Annotated in this window: 16 protein-coding genes and 1 pseudogene; 9 read left to right on the forward strand and 8 right to left on the reverse strand. The window is 72.2% G+C overall.

Translation table 11 applies throughout. The features are described 5' to 3' along the window. Positions 1-165: 165 nt before the first annotated feature. On the forward strand, positions 166-1,218 hold the full coding sequence (locus tag ACFY04_RS03895) for a WxL protein peptidoglycan domain-containing protein (protein ID WP_389114068.1): 1,053 nt from the start codon (positions 166-168) through the stop codon (positions 1,216-1,218). Between the two features lie 142 nt (positions 1,219-1,360). On the opposite strand, the gene ACFY04_RS03900 is transcribed toward ACFY04_RS03895, so the two are convergent. The 4 genes from ACFY04_RS03900 to iolC are packed head-to-tail and all read right to left on the reverse strand — an operon-like array spanning position 1,361 to position 6,760. Further along, the gene (locus ACFY04_RS03900; RefSeq protein WP_389114069.1) at positions 1,361-2,860 is read right to left on the reverse strand and encodes a CoA-acylating methylmalonate-semialdehyde dehydrogenase; all 1,500 of its coding nucleotides are present in this window, start codon (positions 2,858-2,860) and stop codon (positions 1,361-1,363) included. 12 nt (positions 2,861-2,872) lie between these two features. Beyond that, the gene (gene iolD, locus ACFY04_RS03905; protein ID WP_389114070.1) at positions 2,873-4,747 is read right to left on the reverse strand and encodes a 3D-(3,5/4)-trihydroxycyclohexane-1,2-dione acylhydrolase (decyclizing); all 1,875 of its coding nucleotides are present in this window, start codon (positions 4,745-4,747) and stop codon (positions 2,873-2,875) included. After that, positions 4,744-5,772, reverse strand: a complete 1,029-nt coding sequence (iolB, locus tag ACFY04_RS03910; protein ID WP_389114281.1) for a 5-deoxy-glucuronate isomerase — start codon at positions 5,770-5,772, stop codon at positions 4,744-4,746. Before iolB ends, iolD begins: the two co-directional genes overlap by 4 nt. A 7-nt stretch (positions 5,773-5,779) precedes the next feature. After that, a complete protein-coding gene (gene iolC, locus ACFY04_RS03915) occupies positions 5,780-6,760 on the reverse strand; it encodes a 5-dehydro-2-deoxygluconokinase (RefSeq protein WP_389114071.1) in 981 nt (326 codons plus the stop codon). 26 nt (positions 6,761-6,786) lie between these two features. Here iolC and ACFY04_RS03920 point away from each other — a divergent pair, with 26 nt between their 5' ends. The 3 genes from ACFY04_RS03920 (at position 6,787) to ACFY04_RS03930 (ending at position 9,172) form a co-directional block, all read left to right on the forward strand. Beyond that, on the forward strand, positions 6,787-7,701 hold the full coding sequence (locus tag ACFY04_RS03920; RefSeq protein WP_389114072.1) for a sugar phosphate isomerase/epimerase family protein: 915 nt from the start codon (positions 6,787-6,789) through the stop codon (positions 7,699-7,701). Between the two features lie 26 nt (positions 7,702-7,727). After that, a complete protein-coding gene (locus tag ACFY04_RS03925) occupies positions 7,728-8,738 on the forward strand; it encodes a Gfo/Idh/MocA family protein (protein ID WP_389114073.1) in 1,011 nt (336 codons plus the stop codon). Between the two features lie 233 nt (positions 8,739-8,971). Then, the gene (locus ACFY04_RS03930) at positions 8,972-9,172 is read left to right on the forward strand and encodes an AlpA family transcriptional regulator (protein ID WP_030716013.1); all 201 of its coding nucleotides are present in this window, start codon (positions 8,972-8,974) and stop codon (positions 9,170-9,172) included. A 63-nt stretch (positions 9,173-9,235) separates the two neighbouring features. On the opposite strand, the gene ACFY04_RS03935 is transcribed toward ACFY04_RS03930, so the two are convergent. Continuing rightward, complete coding sequence (locus ACFY04_RS03935; RefSeq protein ID WP_389114074.1) at positions 9,236-11,473, reverse strand: MMPL family transporter; 2,238 nt, start codon at positions 11,471-11,473, stop codon at positions 9,236-9,238. Positions 11,474-11,619: 146 nt separating this feature from the next. Here ACFY04_RS03935 and ACFY04_RS03940 point away from each other — a divergent pair, with 146 nt between their 5' ends. The 3 genes from ACFY04_RS03940 to ACFY04_RS03950 all read left to right on the forward strand — a co-directional run bounded on the left by ACFY04_RS03940 (position 11,620) and on the right by ACFY04_RS03950 (position 15,276). Beyond that, a complete protein-coding gene (locus tag ACFY04_RS03940) occupies positions 11,620-12,330 on the forward strand; it encodes a TetR/AcrR family transcriptional regulator (RefSeq protein ID WP_389114075.1) in 711 nt (236 codons plus the stop codon). 304 nt (positions 12,331-12,634) lie between these two features. Further along, positions 12,635-12,868: a heavy-metal-associated domain-containing protein gene (locus ACFY04_RS03945; RefSeq protein WP_030384770.1), complete on the forward strand. Its 234-nt coding sequence runs from the start codon at positions 12,635-12,637 to the stop codon at positions 12,866-12,868. 113 nt (positions 12,869-12,981) lie between these two features. Next, on the forward strand, positions 12,982-15,276 hold the full coding sequence (locus ACFY04_RS03950; RefSeq protein WP_389114076.1) for a heavy metal translocating P-type ATPase: 2,295 nt from the start codon (positions 12,982-12,984) through the stop codon (positions 15,274-15,276). A 391-nt stretch (positions 15,277-15,667) separates the two neighbouring features. On the opposite strand, the gene ACFY04_RS03955 is transcribed toward ACFY04_RS03950, so the two are convergent. Together ACFY04_RS03955 and ACFY04_RS03960 are read right to left on the reverse strand one after the other, a co-directional pair. Beyond that, positions 15,668-16,957 carry a citrate synthase gene (locus ACFY04_RS03955; protein WP_052871576.1) on the reverse strand — a complete coding sequence of 430 codons (1,290 nt, stop codon included), beginning with the start codon at positions 16,955-16,957 and terminating at the stop codon, positions 15,668-15,670. A gap of 182 nt (positions 16,958-17,139) precedes the next feature. Further along, on the reverse strand, positions 17,140-19,398 hold the full coding sequence (locus tag ACFY04_RS03960; protein ID WP_389114077.1) for an ATP-dependent RecD-like DNA helicase: 2,259 nt from the start codon (positions 19,396-19,398) through the stop codon (positions 17,140-17,142). Positions 19,399-19,717: 319 nt separating this feature from the next. Here ACFY04_RS03960 and ACFY04_RS03965 point away from each other — a divergent pair, with 319 nt between their 5' ends. Then, the gene (locus tag ACFY04_RS03965; RefSeq protein ID WP_389114078.1) at positions 19,718-20,284 is read left to right on the forward strand and encodes a DUF937 domain-containing protein; all 567 of its coding nucleotides are present in this window, start codon (positions 19,718-19,720) and stop codon (positions 20,282-20,284) included. Between the two features lie 71 nt (positions 20,285-20,355). Continuing rightward, a pseudogene (locus ACFY04_RS03970) lies at positions 20,356-20,853 on the forward strand (GNAT family N-acetyltransferase); the annotation flags it as partial. Here ACFY04_RS03970 and ACFY04_RS03975 read toward each other — a convergent pair. Continuing rightward, entirely contained in the window at positions 20,768-21,739 is a 972-nt protein-coding gene (locus ACFY04_RS03975; RefSeq protein ID WP_389114079.1) for an EamA family transporter, read from the reverse strand. The pseudogene ACFY04_RS03970 and the gene ACFY04_RS03975 overlap by 86 nt on opposite strands. Between the last annotated feature and the right edge of the window lie 52 nt (positions 21,740-21,791).

Raw genomic sequence — 21,791 nt, forward strand, 5'->3', positions numbered from 1 at the left:
GGGCGGGTTTTTTACCCCGCGCCCGCCTTTGTTGTTCGCGCACACCAACCCGGGGGTGGTCACCTTCTCGAGCGCGTCCCCCGCCCGGCGGCGGGGGGGGGGGGGGGGGGCCCCGCCGCCCCCCCACCACCCCTTTCCCCTTTCCGCGCCCACTGGAGACCGCCCATGCGCACGCGTACCCGTAGCCGCACCCGTAGCCGCACCTTCCCGTACGGCCTGCTCCTCGGCCTGCTGCTCGGCGGCGCGGGCCTGCTGCCCACCACCGCGGCGAGCGCCGCGGACAACGGCACGTGGGGGGTGTTCCCGACGCCCGCGGCCGGTGCGGCGATGACGGACCGTGCGTACTTCTTCCACCAGGGCGCGGCCGGGAGCACGCTGAGCGACAGCGTGACGATCGTGAACTCCTCCGACAAGGAGCTGACGTTCCAGGTCTTCGCCACCGACGCCGTGAACACCCCGGCGGGCGGCGCCTTCGCGCTGCTGCCGGTGGAGACGAAGCCGAAGGACGTGGGCGCGTGGGTCACGCTGGCGCCGGAGACCGCGAGCACCGTCACCGTGCCCGCCAAGGGCCGCAAGGACCTCCCGTTCACCGTGAAGGTCCCGGCGGATGCGACGCCCGGTGACCACGTCGGCGGGATCGTCGCCCTGGGCACCGCCGTGGAGGGCGTGCAGCAGGAGGGCAAGGTCCAGGTCGGGGTGAAGCGCTCGGTGGGCGCCCGGCTGTACTTCCGGGTGCCGGGGCCGATCACGGCGGGGCTGAGCGTGGAGGACGTACGGGTCAGCCGCTCGGCGCCGCTGCTGCCCTGGGTGAACAACGCCCGCGCCACGATCTCGTACGCGCTGGTCAACCGGGGCAACGTGGTCGTCGAGCCCAGGGTGGCGGTGTCCGCCGAGGGGTTGTTCGGGCGCGAGGTGCTGGACCGGACCGCCCGCGAGCTGAAGCTGTCCCTGCTGCCGGGCCAGCGGATCGAACTGACCGAACCGTGGCCGGACGCCCCCCAGTCGGACTGGGTGACCGTCAAGATCACGGCGGGCGCGGCGGCCCACCCGGATCTGGTCTCGAAGTCCGAAACCGAGTTCGTCGCCGTGCCCTGGCCGGCCGTGGGCCTGCTCCTTGTGCTGGCGGGCGCGGGCGCCACGGGGTGGGTGCTGCGCCGCCGGCGCCGCGCGGCGGGCGAACAGCCTCAGTCCGTGCCGGACCTGGCCCGGACGCACTGACCGGCGCGGCTGCCCGCGGGCGACGGCGTTCGGCGGTCACGGCCGCAGCCCCCGGCCGGGGGAAGGTGGCCGGGGGCTGCTGGGCGCCGGGATCGCCGGGATCGCTGGGATTACTGGGACTGCTGGGGGTGGGGCGGGGCGGTCAGTGGTTGCGGGGGAAGCCCAGGTCCACGCCGAGGTGGCCCTCGGAGGGGTCCGGCCAGCGGGTCGTGACGACCTTGCCGCGGGTGTAGAAGTGGATGCCGTCGTTGCCGTAGATGTGGTGGTCGCCGAAGAGCGAGTCCTTCCACCCGCCGAAGGAGTGGTAGCCCACCGGCACCGGGATCGGGACGTTGACGCCGACCATGCCGGCCTCGATCTCCAGCTGGAACCGGCGGGCGGCGCCGCCGTCGCGGGTGAAGATCGCGGTGCCGTTGCCGAACGGCGAGGCGTTGATGAGGGCCACGCCCTCCTCGTAGGTCTCGGCGCGCAGCACGCACAGGACCGGGCCGAAGATCTCGTCGCGGTAGGCGTCGGAGTCGGTCTTCACGTGGTCCAGCAGGGACAGGCCGATCCAGTGACCGTTCTCGTTGCCCTCGACCGTGAAGCCGGTCCCGTCGAGGACGACCTCCGCGCCCTGGTCGGCCGCGCCCTTGACGTACGTGGCGACCTTGTCGCGGTGGGCGGCGGTGATCAGCGGGCCCATCTCGGAGGCCGGGTCGTTGCCGGGGCCGATCTTGATCTTCTCGGCGCGCTCGCGGATCTTCTCGACGAGCTCGTCGCCGATCTCGCCGACGGCCACGACGGCGGAGATCGCCATGCAGCGCTCACCGGCCGAGCCGTAGGCCGCGGACACGGCCGCGTCGGCGGCGGCGTCCAGGTCGGCGTCCGGCAGGACCAGCATGTGGTTCTTGGCTCCGCCCAGGGCCTGGACGCGCTTGCCGTTGGCCGAGGCGGTGGTGTGGATGTGGCGGGCGATCGGGGTCGAGCCGACGAAGGAGACGGCCGCGATACCGGGGTGGGCGAGCAGCGCGTCGACGGCCACCTTGTCGCCGTGGACCACGTTCAGCACACCCGCCGGCAGACCGGCCTCGGTCGCCAGCTCGGCGAGCTTGTTGGCGGCCGACGGGTCCTTCTCGCTCGGCTTGAGGATGAAGGTGTTTCCGCAGGCCACGGCCAGCGGGAACATCCACATCGGGACCATCGCCGGGAAGTTGAACGGGGTGATGCCCGCGACGACGCCCAGCGGCTGGCGGATCGAGGAGACGTCCACCCGGTTGGAGACCGACGTGGACAGCTCGCCCTTGAGCTGCGTGGTGATGCCGCAGGCCAGCTCGACGATCTCCAGGCCGCGGGCGACCTCGCCCAGCGCGTCCGAGTGGACCTTGCCGTGCTCGGCGGTGATCAGGGCGGCGATGGCGTCGCGGTTGGCGTCCAGCAGGGCGCGGTAGGCGAACAGCACCTTGGTGCGGGCGGCCAGCGAGGACTGGCCCCAGCTGAGGTAGGCCTCCTTGGCGACCTGTACCGCCGCGTCGACCTCGTCGGCCGAGGCGAGCGCTACCTGCGTGGTGACCTCGCCGGTGGCCGGGTCGGTGACCGGGCCGTAGTTGCCCGACGCGCCCTCGACGGTCTTGCCACCGATCCAGTGGTTGACGGTCTTCATTGCCTTGCTCCTTCACAGATGGCGACGTCGCTGCGCGGCTTGCCGGTCGTACTCTTCACGGGCCGTGGCAGCGGCCTTGCGGGTCGCGGTCTCGGCCACAGGAACATCCCACCACGCCTGTGCCGGGGGTGGGCCCGACACAGTGTCGGGCGTTCGGGTCTGTACGTAGACACATGTGGGTCGGGTCGCCGAACGGGCCTCGGCGAGGGCTTCGCGCAGGTCACGCGTGGTGCGGGCGCGGATCACGGCCATTCCGAGGGAGGCCGCGTTGGCCGCGAGGTCCACGGGAAGGGGGTCCCCCGTGTATCCGGAGTCGGGCTCCCGGAAGCGGTACGCGGTGCCGAAGCCCTCGCCGCCCACCGCCCCCGACAGGCCGCCGATGGAGGCGTAGCCGTGGTTGTCGAGGATCACCACCTTGATCGGGATGCCCTCCTGGACGGCTGTGACGATCTCGGTCGGATTCATCAGGTACGTCCCGTCGCCGACCAGCGCCCACACCGGCCGGCCGGGCGCGGCCAGCGCCACGCCGATCGCCGCCGGGATTTCGTAGCCCATGCAGGAGTACCCGTACTCCACGTGGTACTGGTCCTGCGACCGGGCCCGCCACAGCTTGTGCAGGTCGCCGGGGAGGGAGCCGGCCGCGTTGATCAGGATGTCGGTGCCGTCGACGAGGGCGTCGAGCAGCCCGAGCACCTGGGCCTGGGTGGGCGGGTCGTCCTCGTCCGCCTCCGGGACGGCGTACGCCCGCTCGACGCGGCTCTCCCAGCGCGCCCGCTCCGCCGCGTACCGCGCCCCGTACGCCGGGTCCGTGCGATGGCCGGCGAGGGCGCCCCGCAGCTCGTCGAGCCCCTCGCGGGCGTCGGCGACCAGGGGGAGGGCGGCGAGTTTGTGGGCGTCGTACGGGTCCAGGTTGAGGCCGACGAACCGGACGGCGGGGTTCTGGAAGAGGGTCGCCGAGGCGGTGGTGAAATCGGTCAGCCGGGTCCCGGCGGCGATGACGAGGTCGGCCTCCCGGGCGAGCGCGGCGGCGGTGGAGGTGCCGGTGTGGCCGATCCCGCCCACGTCGGCGGGGTGCCCGTACGGCAGGACGCCCTTGCCCGCCTGGGTGACGGCCACCGGGATCCCGGTGGCCTCGGCGAAGGCGGCCAGGGCCGCGCGGGCCTCGCTGTGCCGGATCCCGCCGCCGGCGACGATCAGCGGGCGCGCGGAGCCCCGTACGGCCTCGGCGGCGCGGGCCAGCTCGTGCCGGTCGGGCCGCGGCCGGCGCACCCCCCACACGCGCTCGGCGAAGAACTCCTCGGGCCAGTCGTACGCCTGCGCCTGTACGTCCTGCGGCAGCGCGAGGGTGACGGCGCCGGTCTGCACGGGGTCGGTGAGCACCCGTACGGCCTGGAGAGCGGCCGGGATCAGGGCCTCGGGGCGGGTGATCCGGTCGAAGTGGCGGGAGACGGGTCGCAGGGTGTCGTTGACGGAGATGTCCCCGGCGTACGGGACCTCCAGCTGCTGGAGCACGGGGTCGGCGGGCCGGGTGGCGAAGGTGTCGCCGGGCAGCAGGAGCACCGGGATCCGGTTGATGGTGGCGAGGGCGGCGCCGGTGACGAGGTTGGTGGCGCCGGGCCCGATGGAGGTGGTGACGGCGTGCGCGGAGAGGCGGCCGCACTGGCGGGCGTATCCGACGGCGGCGTGCACCATGGCCTGCTCGTTGCGGCCCTGGAGGAAGGGCATGGCCTCGGGCCCGCTCTCCAGGAGGGCCTGGCCGATGCCCGCCACGTTCCCGTGCCCGAAGATCCCCCAGGTGGCGGCGATCAGCCGGTTCCGTTGTCCGTCGCGCTCGGTGTACTGGCGGGACAGGAAGCGGACGAGCGCCTGCGCGACGGTGAGCCTCACCGGTGGTCCTCCGTCCGGGAGAAGGGCAGCCGGGGGTCGATGTCCTGGCCGTCCCAGCTGCCGCGGATCCAGCCGTGGTCGGGGTGGTCCCGGATCAGCCACTCCCGGGTCGCATCCGGTCCGGCCATCACGTTCAGGTAGTACATGTCGTGCCCGGGGGCGGCCATGGACGGCCCGTGCCAGCCGTCGGGGATCAGCACCGCGTCCCCGGTCCGCACCTCGGTGAGGATGTCGGTCTTCCCGGCCGGGGAGGGGGTGACGCGCTGGTAGCCGAGCCCGGGGGTGTCCCCGTGCGGGGCGATCTCGAAGTAGTAGATCTCCTCCAGGCGGGACTCCTCGCCGGGGTGGTGCTCGTCGTGTTTGTGGGGCGGGTACGAGGACCAGTTCCCGCCGGGGGTGAGTACCTCGACGGCGATGAGCCGGTCGCAGTCGAAGCCGTCCGGGCCGGCGGCGGCGAAGTTGTTGACCTGCCGCGAGCACTGGCCCGCGCCGCGGAGCTCTACGGGGACGTCGGCGGCGGGGCCGTACCGCGCGGGCAGCCGCCGCTCGCACCGGGCCCCGGCGAGGGCGAACCGGCCCCCGGCGGCCGACCGGATCTCCGCGTCCGCGCCCCGTGGCAGGTAGACGAAGTCGGTGACGCCGCTGAACACCCCTTCTCGTCCCATCAGTTCGAACACCTGCTGCTCCGCTGCGGGGGCGCCGCCCCCGAACCCCCGCGCCTCAAACGCCGCCGAGGCTGGATCTGGCCGGCCCCGTCCGTAGTCCGGGCCGGACGGGGCGGACGGGGCGGAGGGGGCGGACGGGGCGGACGGGGCGGAGGGATTTGCCCGAGCGCGCGCAGCGCCCGGGCCAGAGCCCCCGTTCTCCAGCCCCGCCGGCGTTTGGGGCGCGGGTCCGGGCAGAGCCCGGCAGCGGACCTGGCACCCGCCCGACAGTGGGAGCACGATCCACTCGCACTCCCCGCACGCGTGCGCGTACACCTCCCCCGGGGCCAGGTCGAGGACCATCAACCTCGTCCGCTCCATCCCCCACTCAGACACCACCGGCACGCCCCAGCACCTCCTCCACCTCGTGAGGGAACGGCATCGCCGCCGCGCACGCCAGCCGCGTGGCGACGATCGCCCCGGCCGCGTTCGCGTACCGCATCACCCGTTCCAGTTCCCACCCCGCCAGCAGCCCATGGCACAGCGCCCCGCCGAACGCGTCCCCCGCGCCCAGCCCGTTGACCACCTCCACCGGCACCGGCGCGACCTCCGCCACCGTGCCGTCGCGGTGGACCGCCAGTACGCCCTCCGGGCCGCGCTTGACCACCGCCAGTTCCACGCCCGCCGCGAGCAGCGCCCGCGCCGCCGCGTGCGGATCCGACTCGCCCGTGGCGATCTCGCACTCCTCCGCGTTCCCCACGGCCACCGTCGCCGAGCGCAGCGCCCGCTCGTAGTACAGACCGGGTTTCTCCCGCCACAGCATCGGCCGCCAGTCCAGGTCGAAGACCGTCGTCCCGGTCCGCGCGCGGGCCTCCAGCGCCGCCAGCGTCGCCGCCCGTGAGGGTTCCTCGCTCAGGCCCGTACCCGTCATCCAGAACACGCGGGCCGCCCGTACCGCCGCCAGGTCCACCTCGTCCGCCACGATCTGCAGATCCGGGGCCTTCGGCAGCCGGTAGAAGTACAGCGGGAAGTGGTCCGGAGGGAAGATCTCGCAGAAGGTGATGGGGGTCGGCAGTCCGGCGACCTCGGCGACCCACCGGTCGTCCACCCCGAACCCCCGCAGCTCGGAGCGCAGATACCCGCCGAAGGGGTCCGCTCCGGTACGGGTGATCACTGCCACCCGGCGTCCCAGCCGGGCCGCCGCGACGGCCACGTTGGTCGGGGAGCCGCCCAGGAACTTGCCGAACGTCTCCGCCTCGGCCAGTGGTATGCCCGTCGTCAACGGGTAGAGATCCACCCCGATCCGGCCCATCGTGATCAGGTCGAACGCGAACGGATCGCCGGTGCCGGTCACAGTCAGTCCTCCCATTGGTCCTCCACCCTAAGGTGGCCGTTATGACGTCCTCCCCGCCCGCGTTGACCCGTATCCGGATCGGTTCGGCTCCGGACTCCTGGGGTGTCTGGTTTCCCGACGACCCCCGGCAGACCCCGTGGGAACGCTTCCTCGACGAGGTCGCCGACGCCGGGTACGAGTGGATCGAACTCGGCCCCTACGGCTATCTGCCCACCGATCCCGCCCGACTCGCCGAGGAAACGGCCAAGCGCGGGCTGCGCGTCTCGGCCGGAACCGTCTTCACCGGACTCCATCACGGGCCCGCCGTGTGGGAGGACACCTGGGAGCACGTGTCGCGGATCGCGGCGCTCACCCAGGCCACGGGCGCGGCCCATCTCGTCGTCATCCCCTCCTTCTGGCGGGACGACAAGACCGGGGAGGTACGGGAGGACCGCACGCTGGCCCCCGCCCAATGGCGTGAACTGACCTCGCAGACCGAGCGCCTCGGCCGGGAGGTCCAGGACCGGTACGGGCTGCGGATCGTCGTCCACCCGCACGCCGACACCCACATCGACACCCCGGAGAACGTGGCCCGCTTCCTGGACGCCACCGACCCCGGGCTCGTCTCCCTCTGTCTGGACACGGGGCACTACGCGTACTGCGGCGGGGACAGCGTGCAGGCCGTGGAGACCTTCGGCGAGCGGATCGGCTACCTCCACCTCAAGCAGGTCGATCCGCGGATCCTCGCCGAAGTCGTCGCCGAGGAGCTGCCCTTCGGGCCGGCCGTGGGCCGCGGGGTGATGTGCGAACCGCCCTCGGGGGTGCCCGCGCTGGAACCGGTGCTCGCGGCGGCCCAGCGCCTGGACGTGGACCTGTTCGCCATCGTGGAGCAGGACATGTATCCCTGTCCGCCCGACCGGCCGCTGCCGATCGCCCGGCGGACCCGCGCCTACCTCCGCTCCTGCGGCGCCCGCTGACCCTTCGGAAGGAAGAGGAGTACGACATGAGCACGCTCGGCATCGCCGTCATCGGCACCGGGAAGATGGGCGCCGACCACGTCCGCCGGATCGGGCGGACGGTGGGCGGGGCCCGTGTGGTGGCCGTGGCCGACCCGGACGGTGACCGGGTCAAGGAGGTCGCGGGCACCCTGGACGGGGCGACGGCGCACACCGACCCGGCGGCCGCGATAGCCGCGCCCGGCGTCCAGGCCGTGCTGATCGCCTCGCCCGGACCCGCCCACGAGGAGGCGATCCTGCACGCCCTGGAGCGGGAGCTGCCGGTGCTGTGCGAGAAGCCGCTGACCCCGGACCCGGCGGGGGCGCTGCGCGTCATGGAGGCCGAACAGCGGCTGGGGCGGCGCCTGGTGCAGGTGGGGTTCATGCGGCGGTACGACACCGAGTACGCCCGGCTGAAGGAGCTGCTGGACGCGGGCGGGATCGGGCGCCCGCTCTTCCTGCACTGCCGGCACCGCAATGCCTCCTCGCCGTCGTTCTTCACCAGCGACATGCTGATCAGCGATTCGGTGGTGCACGAGGTGGACGCGGCCCGCTGGCTGCTGGGGCAGGAGATCACCGCCGTCACCGTGCTCTCGCCACGGCCCACGGCAGCCGCTCCCGAGGGGCTGAGCGATCCCCGGCTGGTGCTGCTGGAGACCTCCGGCGGAGCCGTCGTCGACGTGGAGATCTTCGTCAACTGCGGTTTCGGCTACCAGGTGCAGTGCGAGGCGGTCGGCGAGGCGGGCAGTGCCCGGATCGGCGACGGACACGCGATGGTGGTCCAGTCGGCGGGCCGCTGGGGCGGGGCCATCGACCAGGACTTCACGGTGCGCTTCGCCGATGCCTACGACCGCCAGCTGCGGAGCTGGGTGGCCGCGGCCGCGCGCGGCCGGGTGGCGGGGCCCGACGCGTGGGACGGCTACGCGGCGGCCGCCGTCTCCGAGGCGGGCCTCGCGGCGGCGCGCACCGGTGTACGAGCCGTCGTGGAGCTGACGGAACGCCCGGCCCTGTACCGCTGACGCCCCGCCAACTACTCACCTGACCCCTGTGGCTCTCTTGTCACAGGGGTCCCCCTTCTGTCACGCATGTCCGCATTACGCGGGTCTTCCGTCACAGGAGACCGACAGCCCCTCCCCTGTCGTCACTCCGCGTCGTTCCCCGGGCACAACCCGAATGATCGTCAGTGTCCACGCGCCGGCTCCCCCGACGGCCTCCCGGCCGGCCCCGCGGCGTGGACAAGGAGGTGTCCAGCATGAGCGACCGACAGCTGTGGTCGTACAAGGAGATCGCCGCCCACATCCGGGTCCAGCCGGACACGGTGCGCTCCTACCGCAAGCACGGGCTGCTGCCCACACCCGACCACGTGGAGGGGGGCAAGCCCTACTGGTATGCCGATACCGTGCGCGCCTGGGTGGCCCGCCGGCCCGGTAACCGGGGCCGCCGCGAGGACTGACTCCTTCGACGCCGGGTGAGGGGCCCGTCCTGATCCCCTCACCCGCCCCCGTAACCGAACCCGCTAGGCGCCGGCTCCCACGGGTATCCGGTCCGGCTCCGGCGCCGGGGGCGCGGACTCGCCCTCGCTCAGGCCGAACCTCTCGTGCAGGCGGCGCAGCGGGGCGGGGGCCCACCAGGTGGCCCGTCCGGTCAGCTTCATCACCGCCGGGACCAGAAGGCTGCGGACGACCATGGCGTCCATGAGGACCGCCAGCGCGATCCCGAGCCCCAGCATCTTGGTGTTGGTCACCCGGGAGGTGCCGATCGCCACCATCACCACCGCCAGGATCACGGCCGCCGCGGTGATCAGCCCGCCGGTGCGGGCCAGCCCCGCCCGGACGGCGCTCTCGTGGTCCCCGGTCCGGTCGTACTCCTCCTTGATGCGGGATATGAGGAACACCCCGTAGTCCATGGAGAGCCCGAAGGCGATGCAGAACATCAGCACCGGCAGGGTGGTCTCTATGTCTCCGGTGGCGGTGAAGGAGAGGAGCCCGGAGAGGTTGCCCTCCTGGAACACCCACACCACCGCCCCGAACATCGCGGTCAGGCTGAGGGCATTGAGCAGCACCGCCTGGAGCGGTATCAGGAGGCTCCCGGTGAGCAGGAACACCAGCAGCAGCGTGGCCAGGACCACCAGGGCCGCCGCCGCGGGCAGCGCGTCGCCGATGGCCTTCTGCGCGTCGACGAGGACGGCCGCCTGTCCGGTCACCGAGGTCTTGAAGCCGGCGTCCACGGCGCGGACCTCGTCGACCATGTCCCGGGCCGTCTGCCCCACGGCCTCGCCCTCGACGGACACCGAGAAGGAGGTGTACCCGCTTCCCGTCGCGGAGCCGATCGGCCCGTCGACCCGGGTCACCCCGGGCAGGGCGGCCAGCCGGTCCCGGTAGGCCGCGAGGTCCTCGGGGCCGGGCGCGCCCTCGGCGAGCACGGTGAGACCGCCGCCGGGGCTGTTCGGGAAGCCGTCGCGGATCTGCTCCTGCACCACGTGGGAGGGGGCGTCCTTCGGGAGCTGCCGGTCGTCGACCGTGCCGAACCTGACGCCTGTGAAGGGCAGTCCGAGGAGCAGCAGACCCACGGTGGTGGCCACGGCGAAGACCGGGGCGCGCCGCATCACGAGAGCGGCCGTCCACCCCCAGCCCCGGCCCGCCTCCGCGGGCCCGGTTGCGGCCGCCTCCGGCCGGCCCCGCCGCCACAGCCGGCGCAGGTCGAGGGAGTTGACCCGATCGCCGAGGAGCACCAGGGCGGCCGGCAGCAGGATCAGCGCGGCCGCCGCCGCGAGCAGCACCACCGCGACCCCGGCGTAGGCGAAGGAGCGCAGGAAGTACATGGGGAAGAAGAGCATCGCCGAGAGCGAGACGGCGACGGTGAGCGCCGAGAACAGCACGGTGCGCCCGGCGGTGCGCAGGGTGACCCCGACCGCGGCGACCGGATCGCGCCCGGCGGCGAGCTCCTCGCGGAACCGGCGGACGATGAACAGGGCGTAGTCGACGGCAAGTCCGAGGCCGAGCGCGGTGGTCAGGTTCTGGGCGAAGACGGAGACGTCCGTGAACTCGGTGAGTCCGCGCAGTACGGCATTGGTGCCGAGGATGGCCACGATGCCGACGCCGAGCGGGAGCAGGGCGGCGACCGCGCTGCCGAAGACGAGGACGAGCAGGACGAGGGTGACCGGCAGGGCGATGAGCTCGGCGCGCAGCAGGTCTTCCTGGATGGTCCGGGTGACCTCGCGCTGGACCGCCGCGGGGCCGCCGAGGGACACCCGCACCGGGCCGTGCTCGCCCTCGTAGCGCGGGGCCATGCGGTCCAGTGCCGCGGTGGCCGTCTTCTCGTCGCCCTGGACGCGGGCAACGATGAGTGCCTGCCGTCCGTCCTCGGAGCGCAGCGCGGGCAGCTGGGTACGCCAGTACGAGCCGACGCCGACGACCCCCCGTTCGGCGGCGAGCGCGGTCGCGAGCCGTTCGGCTTCGGCGGCCACGGCGGGGTCGTCGACCCCCGTGGTGCCCGCCGCGGCGTCGACGAGCAGGAGCAGGTTGGGCTCGGAGTGCGGGAACTCCCGCTCCAGGGCCCGCGCGGCATAGGTGGACTGGGCGCCCGGGTCCTCCCAGCCGCCGCTTCCCAGCCGGTCGGCGACGCCGCCGCCCGCGACCACGGCCAGGGCCGTGACCAGCAGGGCGAGCAGCAGCGTGAGCCGCGGCCGGGCCGTGACGAACCGGGTCCACCCCGCGTCCGCCCCGGAGGACGGCGGTTTCTTGACTTCGGACATGGCTCGGTGTCCCCTTCACCGTGATTGCCAGGCCACATAGACTGGCAAACACGAGCAGTCGCTCGCGTATTTCAAGAATGCGAGCGATCTCTCGTGTTTGTCAATCACCCACGGGAAGCAGGGGATTGGACATGCCGGGGACACGCATGGGCAAAAACACAGAAAATGGGACTAAGAGCCCCGCCGTCGACGCCGCCGACGCGGGCACTGGGGACGCGGGCACCGGGGACGCCGGAGCCGGGGCCGCCACCCCGCGCCGCCGCCAGGCCCGCGGCGAGCGCCGGATCTCCCAGCTGCTGACCGCCGCCGCCGGCGTGTTCTGCCGTACCGGCTACGCCTCGGCCAGCACCAACGCCATCGCCCGCGAGGCGGGCGTGTCGCCGGGCACCCTCTACCAGTACTTCCCCAACAAAGAGGCCATCGCGGTCGAGCTCGGCGGCCAGCTCCTCCAGCGCGCGCACGAGACGCACGGACAGGCCTTCCGCCCCGAGAACCTCCAGCGCCCCCTGCCCGAGCTGCTCGACGCCGTCCTCGACCCGGTCATCGCCTTCAACTGCGAGAACCCGGCCTTCTGGGCCCTCATGCACGGCACCGGCGTCCCCGGCATCGCCCAGGAGCACGAGGAACTGCACGCCGGCCTGCTCACCCGCATCGAGGCAGTGCTGCGCGACTTCTGCCCCCAGGCCCCGGCCCACGAGCTCGCCCACACCTCGAACATGATCCTGGGCATCTTCAAGTCGTCCCTCGACCTGATCCTGGCCCACGAGGGCGACGAACGCGCCGCCTACACCGCCGAGCTCAAGACCGTCCTGCTGCGCTACCTGGAGCCGATGATCACCAGGGCTCCTCCGCACTGACCGCCCGGCCCACCCTGCCGACCCCGCCCGGCCTGAACTCGCCCACCGCGCCCGCCGCACCCACCGCCGTACCGGCGGGCGCGGTGGGCGCGCGCATACCCCGCGAGGCTTCCCGGGTGATCCATTCAGCCAATTACCTACAGTTCGCCCATACCGGCCAGTTTTCCCACCAGGATCGAAAAACTGGAAGCCGATACTCGCTTCGATACCCCCCAGGGGTATAGTCTCGAAGTGTCGGGAGGACGGTGGAGCCATCGGCCGCCCCTCCCGGTGACCGGCACACGCCCCTGAAGAGGAGAACGACATGACCGCCGAGACGGACACCCAGACCACCACCGTCTACCGGGTGACCGGCATGACCTGCGGACACTGCGAGGGCGCGGTGACCACCGAGATCTCCGCCCTGCCGGGCGTCAGCACGGTCAAGGCCGTCGCCGCGACCGGCGAGGTCACCGTGGTCTCCGCCGCCCCGCTCGCGGACGAGGACGTCCGCGCCGCCGTGGACGAGGCCGGATACGAGTTCGCCGGACAGGTCTGAGCGGCCCGCCCCACCCGCACGGCACCCGCGGCAGCCCCGCGGCACCCTGCCGGGCCGTGCCGGCCAGCTCATACTGGTCCCGTACGGCCCGGCCATCCCTCTGGAGCCGGAACATGAGCAGCAGCACAGTGCACGACGGACCGATAACGGCGGTCGAACTCTCGATCGGCGGGATGACCTGCGCCTCCTGCGCCGCCCGCATCGAGAAGAAGCTCAACCGGATGGACGGCGTCGAAGCCTCGGTGAACTACGCCACCGAGAAGGCCCGCGTCTCCTACACCGGCGACGTACAGGTCGCCGATCTGATCGCGACCGTCGTCAAGACCGGCTACACCGCCGAGGAGCCCCCGCCGCCGCCCGCCCCGGAAGCCGCCCCGGAAGCCGCCGGGGAAGCGCGGAGCGAGGCGGCCGAGGCCCCCGACCCGGCGCTCGCCGCACTGCGGCAGCGCCTGCTGGTCTCCGTCGCGCTCGCCCTGCCCGTCGTCCTGCTCGCCATGATCCCGGCCCTCCAGTTCGACAACTGGCAGTGGCTCTCCCTGACCCTCGCGGCCCCCGTCGTCATCTGGGGCGGGTACCCCTTCCACAAGGCCGCCTGGACCAACGCCCGGCACGGCGCCGCCACCATGGACACCCTCGTCTCGGTCGGCACGCTGGCCGCCTTCACCTGGTCGCTGTGGGCCCTGTTCTTCGGCCACGCCGGCATGCCCGGCATGCGGCACGGATTCGCCCTCTTCACGGTTCAGGGGGGCACGATCTCCCGCACCGACGGCTCCTCCGCCATCTACCTGGAGGTCGCGGCCGGGGTCGTCTCCTTCATCCTCCTGGGCCGCTACCTGGAGGCCCGCTCCAAGCGGAAGGCGGGCGCGGCCCTCAAGGCCCTGCTGGAGCTGGGCGCCAAGGACGTCGTCGTCCTGCGCGCGGGCCAGGAGGTCCGGATCCCGGTGGGCGCGCTCACGGTCGGCGACCGGTTCGTCGTCCGCCCCGGCGAGAAGATCGCCACCGACGGCACCGTCGTCGAGGGCAGCTCCGCCGTGGACGCCTCCATGCTGACCGGCGAGTCCGTCCCGGTCGACGTCGCCGTGCGCGACTCCGTCACCGGAGCCACCGTCAACACCTCCGGACGCCTGGTCGTCGAGGCCACCCGGATCGGCGCCGACACCCAGCTCGCCCGGATGGCGAAGATGGTGGAGGACGCGCAGAACGGCAAGGCCGAGGTGCAGCGCCTCGCCGACCAGATCTCCGGGATCTTCGTACCCGTCGTCCTGGTGCTCGCCATCGGCACCTGGATCACCTGGATGCTGATCACCGACGACCCCACCGCCGCCTTCACCGCCGCCGTGGCCGTCCTGATCATCGCCTGCCCGTGCGCCCTGGGCCTGGCCACCCCGACCGCGCTGATGGTCGGCACCGGGCGGGGCGCGCAGCTCGGCATCCTGATCAAGGGCCCCGAGGTGCTGGAATCCACCCGCCGCGTGGACACCGTCGTCCTGGACAAGACCGGCACCGTCACCACCGGCCGGATGACCCTCGACGGCGTCTTCACCGCCGCGGGCGTCGACGAGGGCGAACTCCTGCGCCTCGCCGGATCCCTGGAGCACGCCTCGGAGCACCCGATCGCCCGCGCCGTCGCCGCCGGGGCGGCGGAGCGGGCCGGCTCCCTGCCGGTTCCGGAGTCCTTCGAGAACGTCGCCGGGCTCGGTGTCCAGGGCGTGGTCGACGGACACGCCGTCCTGGTGGGCCGCGAGCAGCTGCTGGCCGACTGGTCGATCGGGCTGCCGGCCGGACTGGCCGAGGCCAAGGCGGCCGCCGAGGCCGCGGGCAGCACCGCCGTCCTGGTGGCCTGGGACGGTGCGGCGCGCGGGGTCCTGACCGTGGCCGACGCGGTCAAGGAGACCAGCGCCGAGGCGGTCTCCCGGCTGCGGGCACTGGGCCTCACCCCGATCCTGCTGACGGGCGACAACAAGGCCGTCGCGGCGACGGTGGCCCGCGAGGTGGGCATCGACGAGGTGTTCGCCGAGGTCCTCCCGCAGGACAAGGTGGACGTCGTACGCCGCCTGCAGGCGCAGGGCCGTACGGTCGCGATGGTCGGCGACGGGGTCAACGACGCGGCCGCGCTGGCCCAGGCGGACCTGGGGCTGGCCATGGGCACCGGCACGGACGCGGCCATCGAGGCGGGCGACCTGACCCTCGTACGGGGTGACCTGCGGGTCGCGGCGGACGCGATCCGGCTCTCGCGCCGCACCCTGGCCACGATCAAGGGCAACCTGTTCTGGGCCTTCGGCTACAACCTGGCGGCCCTGCCGCTGGCGGCCGCCGGTCTGCTCAATCCGATGATCGCGGGGGCCGCGATGGCCTTCTCCTCGGTCTTCGTGGTGACCAACAGCCTCCGGTTGCGGTCCTTCCGCTAGTAACCTTCCTCCTCATGGTCCGCACACTTCCTTCACGGGAGACGCAGATCACAGTGACCGCAACGTAACCATCCGGGGTCGTCATGGGTCTAATGGGGCGATGCCAAGAACGTCTTGGGGGACGTTTCACGGAGACCTGGGGGGTTTCCGTGGGTATCAGCCGGCCGGGACACGTACCCGCGGGAGGCTTTGAGCGGCCCTCCCGGACGAACGGGTCCCGGCACACCGACGCCCCGGCTCGGGTCCCGTGGGGGGAATCCGTTTCGGGGAAAAGGGAAGCGCCCCGACCGTCGACCCGTGGGGGGATCGACGGCGGGGCGCTTCTCGCATGCTCAGGGTTGCCTGCGGTGCGCTCCGCGCGGCCGCACGCCGCGCGGAGGAAAGCCTCGGGTCAGCGGGCTTCTACGGGAACGAAGTCGCGCAGGACCTCGCCGGTGTAGATCTGGCGCGGGCGGCCGATGCGGGAACCCGGCTCCTTGATCATCTCGTGCCACTGGGCGATCCAGCCGGGAAGGCGGCCGAGCGCGAAGAGCACGGTGAACATCTCGGTGGGGAAGCCCATCGCCCGGTAGATGAGACCGGTGTAGAAGTCCACGTTCGGGTAGAGGTTGCGCTCGACGAAGTAGTCGTCGGCCAGCGCGTGCTCTTCCAGCTTGAGCGCGATGTCGAGCAGCTCGTCGCTCTTGCCGAGCGCCGAGAGGACGTCGTGCGCCGCCGCCTTGATGATCTTCGCCCGGGGGTCGAAGCTCTTGTAGACACGGTGTCCGAAGCCCATGAGGCGGACGCCGTCCTCCTTGTTCTTCACCTTGCGGATGAAGGCGTCGACGTCGCCGCCGTCGTTCTTGATGCCTTCCAGCATCTCGAGGACGGACTGGTTGGCGCCACCGTGCAGCGGGCCCCACAGGGCCGAGATGCCGGCGGAGATCGAGGCGAACATGTTCGCCTGCGAGGAGCCGACCAGACGCACGGTGGAGGTGGAGCAGTTCTGCTCGTGGTCCGCGTGCAGGATCAGCAGCTTGTCGAGCGCGGAGACCACGACCGGGTCCAGGTCGTACTCCTGGGCCGGCACGGAGAAGGTCATGCGCAGGAAGTTCTCGACGTAGCCGAGGTCGTTGCGCGGGTAGACCACCGGGTGGCCGACCGACTTCTTGTACGCGTAGGCCGCGATCGTCGGGAGCTTGGCCAGCAGCCGGATCGTCGAGAGGTTGCGCTGCGTCTCGTCGAACGGGTTGTGGCTGTCCTGGTAGAACGTCGACAGCGCGCTGACCACGGAGGACAGCATCGCCATCGGGTGCGCGTCACGCGGGAAGCCGTCGTAGAAGCGCTTCACGTCCTCGTGCAGCAGCGTGTGCTGGGTGATCTCGTTGCGGAACGACGCGAGCTGGTCGACGGTCGGCAGCTCGCCGTTGATCAGCAGGTACGCGACCTCGATGAAGGTCGAACGCTCGGCGAGCTGCTCGATCGGGTAGCCGCGGTAACGCAGGATGCCCTGCTCACCGTCGAGGTAGGTGATCGCGGACTTGTAGGCCGCGGTGTTGCCGTACCCACTGTCCAAGGTGACGAGCCCGGTCTGGGCCCGCAGCTTCGAGATGTCGAAGCCCTGGTCACCGACGGTGCTTTCGACCACCGGGTAGGTGTATTCACCGTCCGCGTACCGGAGTACTACAGAGTTGTCGCTCACGTCATCCCTCACCGACGTAGTGCCTCTTCTTCGAGGTGCCCTGACTGCCTCTACCTTCCCCCATTTGGCGCAGGAGAGTGCACTCGGGGTCGGCCTTTGGTGCTTCTGGCGGCACTGAGTGCCGCCAACCTCCTCATCCTGCCCCCCCGCGCCGGTTGCCGGAACCCCAAATGATCGATCATCTAGGTGATGTTTCCCACCGGTATCCGGCCGGACAGCCTGGCGGCGACCGCCGTGTACCTCCTGCCTGCAGAAACGGTACGCACCGCCTGACCGAGGGCCTTGCGGGACCCGACGAGGACGACCAGTTTCTTCGCCCTGGTCACCGCCGTGTAGAGCAAGTTGCGCTGGAGCATCATCCAGGCCCCGGTGGTGACGGGGATCACCACCGCCGGATATTCACTCCCCTGTGAACGGTGAATGGTGACGGCGTACGCGTGGGCCAGCTCGTCGAGCTCACCGAATTCGTACACGATCTCCTCATCCTCCTCCGTCCGTACCGTCAGGCGCTGTTCGTCCACGTCCAGGCCGGTGACCACGCCGACCGTGCCGTTGAAGACACCGTTGACGCCCTTCTCGTAGTTGTTCCGGATCTGGGTCACCTTGTCGCCCACCCGGAAGACCCGGCCGCCGAACCTCTTCTCCGGCAGGTCCGGCCGGGCCGGAGTCATCGCCTGCTGCAGCAGTCCGTTGAGGTTTCCGGCGCCGGCCGGGCCCCGGTGCATCGGCGCGAGCACCTGGACGTCCCGCCGCGGGTCGAGCCCGAATCTGGCCGGAATCCTTCGGGCCGCCACGTCCACGGCCAGCACCCCGGCCGCCTCGGTGTCCTCCTCCGGGAAGAGGAAGAAGTCCGGCAGCCCGTCCGTGATCGGCGGCAACCCGGTGTTGATCCGGTGGGCGTTGGTGACCACCCCGGACTGCTGGGCCTGCCGGAAGATCCGGGTCAGGCGCACCGCGGGCACCGGGCCGTCCTCGGCCAGCAGGTCCCGCAGCACCTCCCCGGCGCCGACCGACGGCAGCTGGTCCACGTCGCCGACCAGCAGCAGGTGCGCCCCCGGCGCCACCGCCTTGACCAGCTTGTTGGCCAGAAGCAGGTCCAGCATCGAGGCCTCGTCGACGACGACCAGGTCCGCGTCCAGCGGCCGCTCCCGGTCGTACGCCGCGTCCCCGCCCGGTTTGAGCTCCAGCAGCCGGTGCACCGTGGAGGCCTCGGCCCCGGTGAGCTCGGCCAGCCGCTTCGCCGCCCGGCCGGTGGGCGCGGCCAGCACCACCTTGGCCTTCTTCGCCCGGGCCAGCTCGACGATCGAGCGCACGGTGAAGGACTTCCCGCAGCCGGGCCCGCCCGTGAGGACGGCGACCCGGCGGGTCAGCGCCAGCTTCACGGCGTCCCGCTGCTCGGGGGCGAGCGTGGCCCCCGTCCGCCCGGCGAGCCAGCCCAGGGCCTTCTCCCAGTCCACGTCCCGGAAGCCCGGCATCCGGTCGTCCTCGGCGTGCAGCAGCCGGCGTACCTGCCCCACCAGGGACAGCTCGGCCCGGTGGAAGGGCACCAGGTACACGGCGGTCAGCGGGTCCGGCCCGCCCTGCGGATCCGGTACGGACTCCCGTACGACCCCTTCCGGGTCGGCGGCGAGCTCGGCCAGGCAGTCGATCACCAGCCCCGTGTCCACCTGGAGCAGCTTGACCCCGTCGGCGATGAGCCGGTCCTCGGGCAGGAAGCAGTGCCCCTGGTCGGTGGACTGGGACAGGGCGTACTGGAGGCCGGCCTTGACCCGTTCGGGGCTGTCGTGCGGGATGCCGACGGCCTGGGCGATGCGGTCAGCGGTGAGGAAGCCGATGCCCCACACGTCGGCGGCGAGCCGGTAGGGCTGGTTCTTCACCACGGAGATGGAGGCGTCGGCGTACTTCTTGTAGATGCGCACGGCGATGGAGGTGGAGACGCCGACGCCCTGGAGGAAGACCATGACCTCCTTGATGGCCTTCTGCTCCTCCCAGGCCGCTCCGATCAGCTTCGTCCGCTTGGGACCGAGCCCGGGTACCTCGATCAGCCTCTTCGGCTCGCCCTCGATGACGTCGAGGGTGTCGGTGCCGAAGTGCTCCACGATCCGCTCGGCGATCTTCGGGCCGATGCCCTTGATCAGGCCGGAGCCGAGGTAGCGGCGGATGCCCTGGATGGTCGCCGGGAGCACGGTCCGGTAGTTCTCCACGGTGAACTGCTTGCCGTACTGCGGGTGGGAGCCCCAGCGGCCCTCCATGCGCAGGGACTCGCCGGGCTGGGCGCCCAGCAGCGAGCCGACCACCGTCAGCAGATCGCCGCCGCCGCGGCCGGTGTCCACGCGGGCGACCGTGTACCCGCTCTCCTCGTTGGCGTAGGTGATGCGTTCGAGCACGCCGTCGACCACCGCCAGTTGCACCGTCCGCGGCGCCCCGTCTGCTGCTGCCATGACCCGAAACTACCGGGCGGCGCCGACAGCGCGTCAGGCCTGTGGACAACGCGCGGGGGCGGGGCGGCAGGGGCGATGCAAGGGGGCGGTGCGACGGGGGAAACCCAAAGGGGGTCCCGCCTCGCGGCCGGACCCCCTCACGGTTACCCCTCCCGTGTCGGACTTCCCGATCCCCCCAGATCCCTCCCCGGAAGCACCGACGCAACATACGACCCTCGATACGCCCGCAGGGTTGCATCCGGAACCACAGCTTTACGTTTCCGTTACCCAACGCCTACTCAAGGTGCCGGTGAATCGGCACAGAAGTAGCGTTTCGGGCATGAGCGAATCTTCATTCCAGGACGACGTGCTGGGCGAACTCGGCGACGACAAGCTGACCGAGATCGCCGGCCTGCTCGGCACGGACGCCTCCGGCGCCCGCGAGACCGTCGCGGAGACCGTCGGCGCCATGACCGGCGGCCTCCGGCAGAAGGCCGACGCGGACGACGCCGACGGCGTGGAGGTACGGCAGGCCATCGTCGAGGTGGCCGAGGCCGAGCCGCCGCTGGAGGGCGTGGCCACGTTCGGCGGCCTCGGCGGCCTGCTCAGCGGCGGCATGATGGCCGGGGTGCTCGCCAAGGTGAGCAAGCCCGTGGCCGCCGCCGTCTCGAAGCAGACCGGCATCCCCGCGGCCACCATCAGCCGGGTCATCGAGATGCTGATCCCGGTCGTCCTGGCGGTCCTCGCCAAGCGCGCCTCGGGCAGGGCGGCGGGCACCGGGGCGGCGGGCGCGGCCCCCGGCGCGGCCCCCGGCGGCGCCCCCGGAACGGGCGGCGGAGCGGCCCCCGCCGCGGGCGGCGGCCTCGGCGACCTGCTCGGCGAGATCCTCGGCGGTGGCAAGAAGTAAGCGGCAGGAAAGAGCCCCTCAGGGGCCCCGCCGGCGCGCCCTCCCCCTAGAGTTGCCCCATGGCTGACAGCGTGCGGCTCCGCGACCCGGAACCGGGGGACCTGGGGTGGATCGTGCAGCGCCACGGCGCGCTGTACGCCGCCGAGTACGGCTGGAACAGCGACTTCGAGGGCCTGGTCGCCCGGATCGTCGCGGACTTCGCCCAGGACCACGACCCCCACCTGGAACGGGTGTGGATCGCCGAGCTGGACGGCCGGCCCGTCGGCTCGGTGATGTGCGTACGGGAGGAGGGCGCGCCCGGCACCGCCCGGCTGCGGCTGCTCCTGGTCGACCCGCAGGGCCGCGGCCGCGGCGTCGGCACCCTGCTGGTCGACACCGTCGTGGCCTTCGCCCGCTCGGTCGGCTACCGCGAGCTGGTGCTGTGGACCAACGACGTGCTGACCGACGCCCGCGAGCTCTACCTGAAGGCCGGGTTCACCCTGATCACGGAGCGGCCGCACCGCTCGTACGGAGTGAGCCTGACGGGACAGGACTGGCGGCTGCCGTTGCAGGAGGGCTCCCCGCGCTGACGCCCGAACCGACCCCCGTACGGTTCACGGCGCGCGCGGGGGCCAGCGAGGTCAGCGCCACCCCGCCCACCAGCAGTACGGCCGCCAGCCAGCGCAGCCCCGAGACGGACTCCCCGAGGACCAGGGCGGCTGAGGACATCCCGAAGACCGGGACCAGCAGCGAGAACGGGGCCACCGAGGAGGCCGGGTAGCGGCGCAGCAGGTGGCTCCAGGCGGCGAAGCCGAAGACGGTGGACACCCAGGCGACGTAGCCGATGACAGCCACCCCGGACCAGTCCAGGGCCCGCAGCGCGGCCAGGTCCCGCTCGGGGCCCTCCAGCAGCAGCGAGAGCGCGAGCAGTGGCAGGACCGGGACCGTGCACACCCACACCATGAAGTTCAGGGCGTCGGGCGGGGCGGCCTTGCGGGTCAGGACGTTGGACACGCCCCAGCAGGCGGCGGCCGCCACGACCAGCGTGAAGCCGAGCACCGGCCCGGAGGTCCCGCCGTCCACCGCGGCGACCGCGATCCCGGCGAGCGCCACGGCCATCCCGAGCACCCGCACCCGGCCCGGCCGCTCGCGCAGCACGACGGCGGCGAGGGCGGCGGTGAAGACGGACTGGATCTGCAGGACGAGCGAGGACAGTCCGGCCGGCATGCCCGCGTCCATGCCGGTGAAGAGCAGGCCGAACTTGGCGACGCCGAGGGCGATCCCGACGCCGGCGATCCACTTCCAGGCGGCCTTGGGCCGCCCGACGAAGAACACGGCGGGCAGGGCGGCGACGAGGAAGCGCAGGGCGGACAGGAGCAGGGGCGGGAAGTGGTCGAGGCCGATCTCGATGACCACGAAGTTGAAGCCCCAGACGGCGGCGACGAGCACGGCGAGGGCGGTGTGTACGGGACGCATGCTTCGAGCATCGGCTGCCCCACCATGTAGCACCAGCGCGGATGTCTTCCGG

The sequence above is a fragment of the Streptomyces sp. NPDC001549 genome, from assembly GCF_042894025.1.
GTDB classification, from domain to species: Bacteria; Actinomycetota; Actinomycetes; order Streptomycetales; family Streptomycetaceae; genus Streptomyces; species Streptomyces kutzneri.